Source organism: Micromonospora marina (genome assembly GCF_900091565.1).
Classification (GTDB): Bacteria; Actinomycetota; Actinomycetes; order Mycobacteriales; family Micromonosporaceae; genus Micromonospora; species Micromonospora marina.
Genome location: NZ_FMCV01000004.1, coordinates 206,214 through 217,570 on the forward strand (window position 1 = coordinate 206,214; position 11,357 = coordinate 217,570).

Annotated in this window: 16 protein-coding genes and 1 tRNA gene; 4 read left to right on the plus strand and 13 right to left on the minus strand. The window is 75.3% G+C overall.

Going from position 1 to position 11,357, the window contains the following annotated elements; translation table 11 throughout:
* From GA0070215_RS07490 to GA0070215_RS07515, 6 genes are all read right to left on the minus strand, one after another.
* Nucleotides 1–333, minus strand: a complete 333-nt coding sequence (locus tag GA0070215_RS07490) for a small basic family protein (protein WP_007071104.1) — start codon at nt 331–333, stop codon at nt 1–3.
* On the minus strand, nt 330–1,280 hold the full coding sequence (locus GA0070215_RS07495) for a DUF881 domain-containing protein (RefSeq protein ID WP_091043265.1): 951 nt from the start codon (nt 1,278–1,280) through the stop codon (nt 330–332). The genes GA0070215_RS07490 and GA0070215_RS07495 overlap by 4 nt, the downstream gene beginning before the upstream one ends.
* Entirely contained in the window at nt 1,277–1,915 is a 639-nt protein-coding gene (gene clsA, locus GA0070215_RS07500; RefSeq protein ID WP_026267614.1) for a cardiolipin synthase ClsA, read from the minus strand. Before clsA ends, GA0070215_RS07495 begins: the two co-directional genes overlap by 4 nt.
* Before the next feature lie 303 nt (nt 1,916–2,218).
* The gene (locus tag GA0070215_RS07505; RefSeq protein WP_091043268.1) at nt 2,219–2,689 is read right to left on the minus strand and encodes a MarR family transcriptional regulator; all 471 of its coding nucleotides are present in this window, start codon (nt 2,687–2,689) and stop codon (nt 2,219–2,221) included.
* Nucleotides 2,690–2,737: 48 nt separating this feature from the next.
* Nucleotides 2,738–3,925 (minus strand): PP2C family protein-serine/threonine phosphatase, encoded by a 1,188-nt coding sequence (locus GA0070215_RS07510; protein ID WP_018784282.1) that lies wholly within the window; start codon nt 3,923–3,925, stop codon nt 2,738–2,740.
* A gap of 98 nt (nt 3,926–4,023) precedes the next feature.
* Nucleotides 4,024–4,770, minus strand: a complete 747-nt coding sequence (locus tag GA0070215_RS07515; protein WP_091043271.1) for an SAM-dependent methyltransferase — start codon at nt 4,768–4,770, stop codon at nt 4,024–4,026.
* A gap of 130 nt (nt 4,771–4,900) precedes the next feature.
* Between GA0070215_RS07515 and GA0070215_RS07520 the strand changes: the two genes are divergently transcribed.
* From GA0070215_RS07520 to GA0070215_RS07530, 3 genes are all read left to right on the plus strand, one after another.
* Nucleotides 4,901–5,731, plus strand: coding sequence for a universal stress protein (locus GA0070215_RS07520; RefSeq protein WP_091043274.1), 831 nt, complete (start codon nt 4,901–4,903; stop codon nt 5,729–5,731).
* Nucleotides 5,732–5,826: 95 nt separating this feature from the next.
* On the plus strand, nt 5,827–6,036 hold the full coding sequence (locus GA0070215_RS07525) for a hypothetical protein (RefSeq protein ID WP_013286381.1): 210 nt from the start codon (nt 5,827–5,829) through the stop codon (nt 6,034–6,036).
* Complete coding sequence (locus GA0070215_RS07530) at nt 6,033–6,506, plus strand: hypothetical protein (RefSeq protein WP_091043278.1); 474 nt, start codon at nt 6,033–6,035, stop codon at nt 6,504–6,506. Before GA0070215_RS07525 ends, GA0070215_RS07530 begins: the two co-directional genes overlap by 4 nt.
* Here the strand turns inward: GA0070215_RS07530 and GA0070215_RS07535 are convergent.
* Nucleotides 6,503–6,709: a hypothetical protein gene (locus GA0070215_RS07535; RefSeq protein ID WP_091043281.1), complete on the minus strand. Its 207-nt coding sequence runs from the start codon at nt 6,707–6,709 to the stop codon at nt 6,503–6,505. The genes GA0070215_RS07530 and GA0070215_RS07535 overlap by 4 nt on opposite strands.
* Nucleotides 6,710–6,835: 126 nt before the next feature.
* Between GA0070215_RS07535 and GA0070215_RS07540 the strand changes: the two genes are divergently transcribed.
* Nucleotides 6,836–7,492, plus strand: coding sequence for a hypothetical protein (locus tag GA0070215_RS07540; RefSeq protein WP_018784276.1), 657 nt, complete (start codon nt 6,836–6,838; stop codon nt 7,490–7,492).
* Between the two features lie 7 nt (nt 7,493–7,499).
* Here the strand turns inward: GA0070215_RS07540 and GA0070215_RS07545 are convergent, their stop codons facing one another.
* From GA0070215_RS07545 to GA0070215_RS28375, 6 genes are all read right to left on the minus strand, one after another.
* A complete protein-coding gene (locus GA0070215_RS07545) occupies nt 7,500–7,682 on the minus strand; it encodes a hypothetical protein (protein ID WP_081635886.1) in 183 nt (60 codons plus the stop codon).
* Nucleotides 7,683–7,749: 67 nt separating this feature from the next.
* Entirely contained in the window at nt 7,750–7,875 is a 126-nt protein-coding gene (locus GA0070215_RS29515) for a hypothetical protein (RefSeq protein ID WP_279616543.1), read from the minus strand.
* Between the two features lie 31 nt (nt 7,876–7,906).
* The gene (locus GA0070215_RS07550) at nt 7,907–8,104 is read right to left on the minus strand and encodes a hypothetical protein (RefSeq protein ID WP_013286387.1); all 198 of its coding nucleotides are present in this window, start codon (nt 8,102–8,104) and stop codon (nt 7,907–7,909) included.
* Nucleotides 8,105–8,149: 45 nt separating this feature from the next.
* Nucleotides 8,150–9,913, minus strand: coding sequence for a selenocysteine-specific translation elongation factor (selB, locus tag GA0070215_RS07555; RefSeq protein ID WP_091043284.1), 1,764 nt, complete (start codon nt 9,911–9,913; stop codon nt 8,150–8,152).
* Between the two features lie 5 nt (nt 9,914–9,918).
* A complete protein-coding gene (gene selA / locus GA0070215_RS07560; protein ID WP_018784271.1) occupies nt 9,919–11,211 on the minus strand; it encodes an L-seryl-tRNA(Sec) selenium transferase in 1,293 nt (430 codons plus the stop codon).
* 24 nt (nt 11,212–11,235) lie between these two features.
* Nucleotides 11,236–11,331: transfer RNA gene (locus tag GA0070215_RS28375), tRNA-Sec, on the minus strand.
* Nucleotides 11,332–11,357: the final 26 nt, after the last annotated feature.

Consider the following 11,357-nt stretch of genomic DNA (forward strand, 5'->3'; position numbering starts at 1 on the left):
CTACGCCCGGAACAGGTGCCGGCGGATCGCCGCCACGTTTCCGAAGATGCGCACCCCGAGCACGACCACCACACCGGTCGACAACTGACCGCCCACGCCCAACTGGTCACCCAGGTACACGATCAGACCCGCCACCAGCACGTTCGAAATGAACGACACCACGAACTGCTTGTCGTCGAAGATCCGGTCCAGCTTCGCCCGCACCCCACCGAACACCGCGTCCAACGCGGCCACCACCGCGATCGGCAGATACGGCTGCAACGCCGCCGGCACCGTGGGGTCCAGATACACCCCGAGCACCACACCGGCGAGCAACGCCAGCACCGCGATCATCGGCCACCTCCCGAAGGGCTGGAAGAACCACCCGGGCCGGACGACCCGGGACTCGACGAACCGGCACCACCCGAACGCGACGGGCGCGCGCTCGGACTCACCGAAGGCTCGGCGTAGCGTAGCCGCGGCTGCGGCGCCGCCGGCAGGGTGAGGTCCTCGACCCGCTTCACCCCGAACGACAGACCCGTCGTCCGCGCCACCTCACGCATCAACGCCGCCGCCCGGCTCTCGTCGAACCGGTCCCGCATCGACCCCGGCCCGATCGCCTGCACCTCGTACGGGCCCGTCACCGGCCGGTAGTCCACCAGGATCGCCTCACCCGCCGACCGGATCGTCGACGTCGCCGTCAACCGCTGCCCGTTCACCGCCACCGCCTCGGCGCCTGCCGCCCACAACGCGTTCGCGACCTTCTGCAGATCCGAATACAGCACCCGGGACGGACCCGCGTTCCCACCGGTCACCCCGTCCTGGTCCGCCGCCGCGTCGGCCAGCCGCACCACCACGCCGTCCCCTCGCACCCGGGCCAGGCCGGTTCCCGCCTCCAACGTGCGCAACCGGGACGCCTGCGAACCGCTCAACGCCGCGTCCCGCTGCCGGCCGACCTCCTCACGCAACTGCTCCGCGCGCTCGGTCAACCGGTCGGTCTCCGCCTCCCGCCCCTTGATCTCGGCGACCAGACCCGCCCGCGCCGTCGCGCGGCTCGGCTCCTCCGCCACCGTCTCCCGGTACGCCACCGCGAACAGGAAACCGATCAGCGCCAGCACCACCAGGCTCACCGGCCGGCCCAGCACCTGCCGCACCCGCGACACCGAGCCCGTCGCCCGGCGCGCCGCAGCGTCGCCGTACCCCGGATCCAGCGGATTGCGGAACAGCTCGGTCAGGAAGTCCGGCGTGTACACCCGGGTCGACGGGTCGCGCTCCCCGTCCCGCGGCTGCGGCGTGGTCATGCCGCCGCCTCCGTACGACGCCCCCGCATGGTCCGCACGAGGCGGCCGGCCTGCACCACGTACATCGTGCCGGCGGCCCAGTAGAGGGCCAGACCCCACCAGGCCAGCCCCCAGCCGATCGCGCCGGCGGCGGTGCCGGCGTCCGGCACGGCGTCGGCCAGCAGCAGGATCGGGAACGCCGCCAGCAGCAGGAACGTCGCGGTCTTGCCCACGTAGTGCACCGGCGGCGGGCCGTAGCCGTACCGGCGCAGCACCCCGAGCGACGCCAGCAGCAGCAGCTCCCGGGCCAGCAGCGCGCCGGTGAACTGCCACGGCACCACCTCGCGTGCGGTGAACGCGAACAGCGTGGCGATGATGTAGAGGCGGTCCGCGAGCGGGTCGAGCAACTCCCCGAGCCGGCTCACCTGGCCCAGGCGGCGGGCGATCCAGCCGTCCACCCAGTCGCTGGTGCCACCGACGGCGAGCACCACGATGGCGGCGACGTCGGCCCGGACCACGAGGAACAGGTAGAGGAAGACCGGCACGCCGACGAGCCGGACGAAGCTGATCAGGTTGGGCAGCGTGAGGACGCGATCTCCCATGACCGTGGCGGTCCCGGAATCCGGTTGCTCCGCTGGAGCCGGCCGACGCGACACCGAACCTCCCTTCGCAGCACGGTCCGGCAGCCGGACGAGCGGCCGCTGGAGGGACGTGCGCGTTGCCGGCCGGTCAGACGCCGGCGCCCTCTGTGATCCCGGGCTGGGACCTCCCCGATGCGGCCCGCCGTCGTCGTCACGGGCCGCCCAGTTGCGCTGCCACTATATCGGGCTGGCCGTTCTGCCCCGGCTGCCCGCTGCGCCGTTGCTCAGTGGTGTCACGGTGGGGACCGTCACAACCGTTAGGGCATCCTAGGACACTAGTCGAACGGTGGAAGGGGAGGCCGATCTGGGCAGTGCGGGTCAGGCGGTACGGGCGGCCGAGTCCGACCCGGCCTGCGGGGCGGTGGCGGTCGCGGCCTGACTGAACGCGACCAGCGCCAGCAGCAGTTCGTGCTGCACCCGGTTGGGCATCCGGTCCAGCACGGCCTGCACCGCCCGGTGCCGTCTCTCCTGGAGGTCGCGCAACAGTGTCTCCGCCGCAGTGGTGGGAATCAGCCGCACCTCGCGCCGGTCGCGCGGGTCGGCCACCCGGCGCAGCAGGCCGACCGCCTCCAGGCGGTCGCAGAGCCGGCTCGCCGAGGACGGGACGACGTCCAGCAGCTCGGCCAGCCGGTTCACGTTGGTGTCCGGATGCGACACGATCAGCGACAGCACCCGCAGCTGGGTGGGCGAGACGCTGACCGTGTGCCGGGAGGTCGCGGAGTCGAGCACACCGATGAGCGCCTCCGCAGCCGATTCGATGGCCGCGGCAAGATTCGGAGGTCGCTCCACTCGCTGTCCCCTGCGATCGTCCCGCTCGTGTCCGCTCCGCCGCCCCCGTCACTGCCCCGTCACGTCGTCCGACCGGCTGGAGCCGCGCCAGTCCAGGCAGACGACGACCGCGTCGTCACGGAGATCCGCGTCGGCATGGTACGCATGCAGTTCGCGCATCACCGTACCAACTGCCTCGGTCGCCGGCTGCAGCCGCGTCGACCGCATCGCGCGCGCCATCGCCCGCACACCGTACGGCTCCTGCTCGTCGGGCGCCGCCGCGTACACCCCGTCGCTGACCACGAAGAGTCGATCGCCCGGTTCCAGAGTGAACTCCTGCACGTCGTAGCGCGTCTCGGCGAACATGCCCAGCGGCAGTTGCTGCTCCAGCGCGATCGGCGTGACGCGGCCACCGCGCAGCCGCAGCAGTTGCGGTGAGCCGGCATCCACCGCCCGCATCACACCGCGGCGGCTGTCCAGTTCCAGCAGCAGCGTGGCCACGTGCCGGCTTCCCCGGTGCTGGTAGAAGATGGTGTCCGAGGCCAGCTCCGCCTGCTCGACCAGGCTGCCGCCCGAACGCCGGGCGTTGCGCATGGCGTTCACCGTCATCGACGTGAGCATCGACGCGGCCAGCCCGCTGCCGGTGCCGTTGAGCACGGTGAGCGTGAGCCGGTCGCCGTCCACCGACCAGTCGAAGTGGTCGCCGCCCACCGTGTACGCCGGTTCGAGCTGCCCGGCGAGCAGCGCGTCACCGAGCCGTACGCTGCGCCCCGGCAGCAGGTCCCACTGCATCTCGGCGGCCATGCTCAGCCGCTCCCGTCGCCGGGCGCGCCGGTAGCGGTCGGTCTCCCGGTCCGCCGCCCGGATCGCCACGGCCAGTTCCCCGGCGGCGTCACGGACCGCCTCCACAGTGGCCGCGTCCGGATCGCCGGGTAGGTCCACCATCAGCACGCCGAGCCGCTCCCCCCACACCGACAACGGCAGGTAGGCGCGGCAGCGGCCGTCCTCGACGATGTCCAGCACCGGTTCCTGGCTGCTGAAACAGCGCTGCGCCACGGTGTGGGCCGGCAGCGGGCCGCCGTCGGGCACGTCCGGGTCGAGCACCGGCCAGAGCCCGCTGGCGCGGTAGTCGGCGACGAACACCTCCGCCCGCGCGGCCCCGAGCGTCTGGCGAAGCACCGCGTCCGCGGTCTCCGCCAGCTGGTCGGGCGGCGCCGTGCGCAGGGCACGCGACACCGATCCGGACGCCTCCGGCATGCTCATCCTCCGATGACGACTATTGCTACAGAGCAAACATCATACGAAGGTCGGCCGACAACGAACGCCCCGCCTCGGCCGGGCGTGACGAGAACGCCTCAGCCGGCCGCGCGGACCGCCAGCGCGCCGTGGAACGCGTCCGGCACCGGCTCAGGCTCGCTAGCCGGCCGCCACCGGGCCACCGGCACGATGCCGTCGTCGGTCGGCCGCCAGCGGCCCAGCAGCGGCGCGAACCGCTCGGGCGCCCGCATCCGGAACTTCGGACCCATCATGGCCAGCGCCTCGGGGTGACCGGCCAGCTCCTCGGTGTCGAAGTCGATCGCCAGCCGGCTGCCGGGCGCGACCGCCTCGTACAGTTCGTCGAGCGTACGGGCGAGCGTGTCGTCGTCCAGGAACGCCGCCAGCCCCAGGAAGACCACACCCACCGGTCGTCTCCCCCAGCCCGGCACGAACCGGTGCAGCTGCGCCCGGTCCACGGTCCCGATGTCGGTGGCGTCGCCGTAGCCGTACCCGGCCCGGTCGCTGCCGGCGAGCAGGCTGCGGCCCAGGCGGACGGTCTCCGGTTCCACGTCGGTGTAGAGGACAGTCGCCTCCGGTGCGACCTCGTGCACGTTGCCACAGGTGGGCACGCCTGCACCGAAGACCAGGAAGCCGTCGATCCCGTCGGCTGCCATGGCCCGCACGGTACGGCCGAGGAAGCCGCGCAGCGACCGGAAGATCGCCGCGCAGGGCCCGTACGCCGCCTCGAACGCGGCGGCCGCTGCCACGTCCACCGGACGGTGGTGCCGGCCGCCGAGCCAGTAGTCGATCATGCGGGCGGTGCTCGGTCCGTCCGGCTGATCCATCGACGGGGCTCCTCCCCCTGGGCGCTGCACGCCAGCGTACCCACCGGGCGACCCCGGCGGTATCGCCCCGGGCCGCCCACCCGGGCCGCGATACTGGCCACGGGAGCGCGCCGACCACGAGGAGGCACTGGTGAATTCGGCGAACGGGGCCGCGGTGGTGGTCGGGGTGGACGGCTCCGAACCCGCGACACGGGCGGTGCGCCTGGCGGCCCGGGAGGCGCTGCGGCGCGACCGCCCGCTGCGGGTGGTGCACGGCTTCATCTGGCCGCTGCTGCGCGTACCGGTGTCCCCGCCGGCCGGGTCGCCACCCGGCGCCGGGCTGCGCCACCAGGCCGAGCAGCTCGTCTCCGACGCGGTCGCCGTGGCCGAGACCGAGGCACCGGGACTGCACGTCACCGGCGAGATCATCGACGGGGAGGCGGCGGCGGTGCTGCTCGGCGAGTCCCCCACCGCCGCCGTGCTCGTGCTCGGCGACCGCGGCCTGGGCGGATTCGCCGCGCTCGTGGTCGGGTCGGTGGCGGTGCAGGTCTCCTCACACGCCGACTGCCCGGTGCTCATCGCCCGCGGCACCGCCCGTGACCACGGCCCGGTCGTGGTCGGCGTCGACGGCTCCGCGCTGTCGCGCGACGCCGTCGAGTTCGCCGCCGAGACCGCGTACGACCGCGACGCCGCGCTGCACGTGGTGCACGCCCGCCCGCGCGGCCGGGACGACGACGAGGAGCGGGTGCTCACCGATGCGCTCACCGCGATCGGCGAACGGTGGCCGGAACTGCCGGTGCACGCCGAGGCGGTACGCGCCAAGCCGCTCGCCGCGCTGACCGAGGCGTCCCGCGACGCCCAGCTCGTCGTGGTGGGCCGGCACGGCCGCGGCGAGTTGGGCGGGCTGCTGCTCGGCTCGGTCAGCCAGGGGGTCCTGCACCACTCCGCCTGCCCGGTCGCGGTGGTCCGCGCGCCCGACTGAACGGCGGCCGGGCGGGGACGTGCAGGCGACGGTTGGTCCCGGCCCGGACGGGTAGACGCCTTCGGTCAGCCGACACCGATCCGCAGGAGGCAGAGATGCCAGGACCACGGCCGGGCAGCAACGCGTACGACAAGCAGCGGGCACGCCTTCGCGACCTCGTCGAGCAGTCCGGGCGGGCGTCCGACAAGGAGGCGAACCAGGTCGCCAACCGGATCCTCCAGGACGACCGGGGGCAACGCGGCGTGGTCCGGGGCGAACGGACCTACGGCCCCAAGGGCAACCGGGAACCGGGTGACCCGAAGTGAGATCGGCAGCGGTTGCCGACGGCGCCGTCGCGGGCGCCGTCGGCAGCGCCGTCCTCAACGCGGTCACGTACCTCGACATGGCGTTGCGGGCCCGGCCGGCCAGCAGCACCCCGGAGTCGGTGGCCGGGCGGCTGGCCGACGTCGCGCACGTCGACCTGGGCCCCGGCGACGAGGCGGCGAACCGCCGCTCCGGTCTGGGGCCGTTGCTCGGATACGCCACGGGCGTCGCCGCCGGGGCCGTGTTCGGCCTGCTCGCCGCCGATCGCCGGATCCCGTTGCCGCTTGCCACGGTGCTGCTCGGCGGCGGGGTGATGGCCACCACCGACGGCTCGATGACGGTGCTCGGGGTGACCGACCCGCGGACCTGGCGGCGCAGCGACTGGGTCGCCGACCTGATCCCGCACCTGGCGTACGGGCTGTCGGCCGCAGCCACCTGGCGGCGACTGCGGCCGACGTCGGCTCGCGCCTAGCCGTCGCTCTCGTCGTCGGCCACCGGCTCACCGGCCGGGCCGTACGGCGACACCTGTCCCCTCGGGACGGGGCGTCCCGCGTCGGCGTTGGACGTACCACCGCCTCGCGAACGGCCGCCCGCCAGGGTGGCCGTTTTGCGGCTGTCCTGGCTGGTGCCGCCGAGGTCGTTCCGGCGCAGTTCCTCCTGCTGCGGCTTGACCACGGGTCTCTCCTTCCCGGTGGAGCGCACGGCCGTCGACCGCGCACCCGCCCCGCGTACCCGTCGCCGCCCGGCGCATTCCGGATCGGCCGGGGGTCTGGCCGGGGCCGCGGCGGGTAAGCCGGATGGATGCCAGACGATCGCAACGTCGCGCGCGCCCTGCTGGACCGGCAGTCCCGCACGTACGCGGAGGAGGCCGGCATCGCCCTCGCGGACCGGCCCGGCCCGCTCTACCAGTTGCTGGTCCTCACCACGCTGCTGAGCACCCGGATCAGGGCCTCGGTGGCGGTGGCCGCCGCCCGGGAGCTGTTCGCGGCCGGCTACCGCACCCCGCAGGCGATGGAGGCGGCGAGCTGGCAGGACCGGGTCGACGCGCTGGGCCGGGGCCACTACCGGCGCTACGACGAGCGGACCGCCACCATGCTCGGCACCGGCGCGCGGCTCTGCCTGGACCGCTGGCACGGTGACCTGCGCCGCCTGCACGAGGAGGCCGGCGCCGACCGGGCCGTGCTGCGCCGCCTGCTCACCGGGTTCCCCGGCATCGGCCCCACCGGTGCGGACATCTTCCTGCGGGAGGCGCAGTCGGTGTGGCCGGACGTGCGCCCGTACGCCGACCGGCGCACGCTTGCCGGGGCGCGGCGGCTGGGGCTGCCGGCGAGCCCGGGTGACCTGGTCGGGCTGGTCGGCGAGGCCGACTTCGGCCGGCTGGCGTCGGCGCTGGTGCGGGTGGCCCTGGGCGAGGAGTCGGCGGGCGAGGTGAGCCGCAGCGCCGCCACGGCCCACTGAGGGGTGGCTACTTGGCCGGGCCGGGCTTGGTGAGGTTCCAGGCCAGCAGCGAGGCGAGCAGCGCGAGCAGCACCACGCCGCCGGAGACGCCACCCTCCCCGCCGCTGTCGCGGCTTCCGGTGAAGCCGAAGTAGATCACGGCCAGCCCGGCCAGCACGGTGATGAACACACGCATTCCACGGTCCCGCACGTCCGCACCGTACGACCGGCGGCGCGGGCCGGGACGCCGGATCGGGCGTCTGTCCCCCGTCCGGGTGTCAGTCCGGCGTACGAACCAGGGCGAGCTGCCCGCGCCGCTGGCGCAGCTGCCGCATCGCGTCGGCCACCGGCAGCGTCCCGGGCAGCAGCACCGGTGGGCGGGCCCGGTCGCCCGCGGTCTGCACGGCCAGCCGCTTGGGGGCGGCTGCGCGCCCATCAGTCGGTCTCCAGGTCGTCCAGCGAGATCGCGTGGGTCATCAGCCAGCGGGCCAGCGCGGCCATCCCGAACAGCCACAGCGGCGCCGACTCGGTGGGGCCGTTCGTGGCGAAGATCGCGAAGCGCAGGTCCGGGGCCCGGTACGCCTCGATCCGCCACTTGTGGTTCTTGTCCCGCCAGACCGCGGAAGGGTCCATGGCGTCACGGTAGGTGACCGGCACGGGCCGGTGGCGCCGGTTGGCTCAGCCCGGCGGGCGGACCACCTCGCGGGCGTCGTCGGGCAGCCGCCGCGTGGCGCCCCGCCGGTCGAGCAGTTCCAACAGCGGCACCGCCACCCGGCGGGTGGTGCCGAGCGCCTGCCGGGCGGCGCTGAGCGTGAACGGCTGCGGCAGCCCGGCGAGCACCCGCACCGCGTCGTCCGGGGCGCCGGGTAACAGCACCACGTTCTCGGCCAGCCTCAGCAGCACACCGGCCCGGACCGCGGCGCCGATCTCGCGGGGGCCCAGGCCGAGGTCGGCCAGGTGGTGCGCCTCGGGGGCCTGGAACGGCCGGTCGCCGTACTCGGCCCGGACCCGGTCCACCGCCCGGGCCACCGGATCCGGCAGTGTCCCCTGCCCGGCGGCGGTGACCAGGCCGTCGCGCAGCCGCAGCGGCGGGCGCAGCAGCGCCGTGACCAGGGCGCGCTCGGGCAGGTCGAGCCGGTGCCGCAGCACGTCGACGGGTACGCCCGCGGCGAGCGGATGCTCGCTGGCGTACCGGGTCACCTCCGCGGTGAGGCGACGGCCCAGATCCCGCCAGTGCTCCGGGTCGGCCAGCCACTGCCCGGCCACCGGCGTTCCGGCCGGCGGCACACCCATCCGGGTCAGGTCACCGGCCCGGACCAGCCGCCGGCGGCGCAGCTCCCCGGCCAGGTCCGGCCGCCCGTCCAGGCCGGCCAGCACCGCCGCGCGGGCTGCTGCCGCCCCCCGGCGGCGCAGCGGCGGCGGGTCGACGTCCAGCACCGTCACGCCGCCCGCCACGTGGTGCCGGCCGGGGTCGCGCAGCAACGCCCGGTCCCCGACCAGCAGCGGCAGCGGGCGGGCCAGGCGCAGTCGTACCGTGTCCGGGCCCAGCGGCCGGACCCGGGCGGGCACCGCCGCCGAGCCCGCGTGCAGGGTGAGCGCGGCCGGCAGGTCGGCGGCCGGGTCACCGGACAGCCGCACGTCGAGCAGGTCGGTGCGTCCGAACCGGCCAGGCGTGAGCAGCGCGTCGCCGCGCCCGACCCGGTCGCGGGACAGGCCGCGCAGGTTCACCGCGACCCGGGCCACCGCCTCGACAGCGGTGCGTGCGGTGCCGAGCGAGTGCAGCCCGCGTACCCGCAGCGTCTCGCCGGTGGCGGCCAGCTCCAGCTCGTCGTCGGCACGCAGCCGGCCGCCGCCGAGCGTGCCGGTGACCACAGTGCCGCTGCCGCGCACGGTGAACGCCCGATCCACCCACAGCCGCACCGGCGCGTCCCGGGCCGGGTCGGGCAGGCGGGCGGTCAGGCGGTCCAGTGCGGCGCGCAGCTCGGGCAGCCCGGCGCCGGTGACCGCGGAGACCGGCACCGCCTCCACAGCGCCCAGCGACGTCGCGGCGATCTCTCGACGGGCGCGCGCGGCCGCCGGGCCGGGGTCGGCCAGGTCCGCGCGGGTCACCGCCAGCAGCCCGTACGACACACCCAGCGCGTCCAGCGCGGCCAGGTGCTCCGCGGACTGCGGCATCCAGCCCTCGTCGGCGGCCACCACGATCAGCGCGGCCGGTACCGGGCCGACACCGGCGAGCATGTTCGGCACGAACCGCTCGTGCCCCGGCACGTCGACGAAGGCGATCGTGCCGCCCGACGGCAGCGTGGTCCAGGCGAAGCCGAGGTCGATGGTCATGCCCCGGCGGCGTTCCTCCGCCCACCGGTCCGGTTCCATCCCGGTCAGCGCCCGCACCAGCGTGGACTTGCCGTGGTCGACGTGCCCGGCGGTCGCCACCACCCACATGCCGGTCAGTCCCCCACGTTCAGCACGGCCGCGCGGACCCGGTCGTCGGCGCCCTCCGGCACGGCACGCAGGTCCAGCAGGACCCGGCCGTGCAGCACCCGGCCGAGGATCGCCGGGTCGCCGGTGCGCAGCGGCTGCGCGTACCGCTCGGGCAGGCTCAGCGCCCACGAGTCCAGCTCCACGCCGGGTGCCCCACCGCCGCCGACGACGGCGACGCTGGGCACCACCTCGGCCTTGCAGCCGTCCTCGCCGAGCCGGTCACGCAGCCGTTCCAGCCGCTTCCGCAGCCGGGCCGGGTCGGCGTGCAGCGCGTCCCCGGTGGGCGTGGCCGGCGCGTACAGGGTGGCGGCGAGCGCGGCGAGGGTGAGCTTGTCCACCCGCAGCGCTCGGGCGAGGGGGTGCCGGCGCAGCCGGTGCACCAGGTCGGCGTCGCCGAGCAGCAGACCGGCCTGCGGGCCGCCGAGCAGCTTGTCGCCGCTGGCGGTGACCAGGTGCGCGCCCGCCCGCAACGTGGTCGCGGCGTCCGGCTCGGCGGGCAGCAGCGGGTCCGGCGCGAGCAGGCCGGAGCCGATGTCGGCCACCACCGGCACGCCGAGTGTGGCCAGCTCGGCCACCGGCACCGCGGAGGTGAAGCCGCTGACCACGAAGTTCGACGGGTGCACCTTCAGCACGAACCCGGTCCGCTCGCCGATCGCGGCCTCGTAGTCGGCGCGCGTGGTGCGATTCGTGGTGCCCACCTCGCGCAGCCGGGCGCCGGTGCTGGCCAGCAGGTCGGGCAGGCGGAACCCGTCGCCGATCTCGACCAGTTCGCCGCGGCTGACCACGATCTCCCGGCCGGCGGCCAGCGCGGTCGCGGCCAGCGCCAGCGCGGCGGCGCCGTTGTTCACCACGTGCACCGCCCCGGCGTCGGGCACCGCCGCGGCGAGCGCGTCGAGCGCCTCCCGGCCGCGGCGGGCCCGCCGCCCGGTCCGCAGGTCCAGCTCCACGTCGGTGTGCCCGGCGGCGGCGACCAGGGCGTCCACGGCGGACGGGGCGAGCGGGGCGCGGCCCAGGTTGGTGTGCAGCACGACGCCGGTGGCGTTGAGCACCGCGCGCGGCGTACGACCGGGCAGGTCCGCCAGCGCCGCGTCGCGTACCTCATCGGGCGTCAGCTCGCCGCGGCGGGCGCGGTCCTGCGCGCGGACGATCGCGGCCTTGACCCGGTCGCGGCCGAGCGTGCCGGCGGCGGCGGCCAGCGCGGGATCGGCGAGCAGCGCGTCGGTGCGCGGCACCCGCCGTCGCGGGTCGACCTCACGCATCGGCGGACTCCCGGGAACGGTTCCTGGCGGAGACGGACGGGAATCGAACCCGCCTGGCCCGGATCCCGGACCACACCGGTTTTGAAGACCGGGAGGGGCACCAGCCGCCTGAACGCCTCCACGCAGCAGTCAACCACAGCGGACGG

Excerpts from the sequence above, each read along its gene's own strand:
- GA0070215_RS07490 (WP_007071104.1), bottom strand. The coding sequence starts at position 333 with ATGATCGCGGTGCTGGCGTTGCTCGCCGGTGTGGTGCTCGGGGTGTAT.
- GA0070215_RS07495 (WP_091043265.1), bottom strand. The coding sequence starts at position 1,280 with ATGACCACGCCGCAGCCGCGGGACGGGGAGCGCGACCCGTCGACCCGG.
- GA0070215_RS07510 (WP_018784282.1), bottom strand. The coding sequence starts at position 3,925 with ATGCCGGAGGCGTCCGGATCGGTGTCGCGTGCCCTGCGCACGGCGCCG.
- GA0070215_RS07515 (WP_091043271.1), bottom strand. The coding sequence starts at position 4,770 with ATGGATCAGCCGGACGGACCGAGCACCGCCCGCATGATCGACTACTGG.
- GA0070215_RS07525 (WP_013286381.1), top strand. The coding sequence starts at position 5,827 with ATGCCAGGACCACGGCCGGGCAGCAACGCGTACGACAAGCAGCGGGCA.
- GA0070215_RS07540 (WP_018784276.1), top strand. The coding sequence starts at position 6,836 with ATGCCAGACGATCGCAACGTCGCGCGCGCCCTGCTGGACCGGCAGTCC.
- GA0070215_RS07550 (WP_013286387.1), bottom strand. The coding sequence starts at position 8,104 with ATGGACCCTTCCGCGGTCTGGCGGGACAAGAACCACAAGTGGCGGATC.
- selB (WP_091043284.1), bottom strand. The coding sequence starts at position 9,913 with ATGTGGGTGGTGGCGACCGCCGGGCACGTCGACCACGGCAAGTCCACG.
- selA (WP_018784271.1), bottom strand. The coding sequence starts at position 11,211 with ATGCGTGAGGTCGACCCGCGACGGCGGGTGCCGCGCACCGACGCGCTG.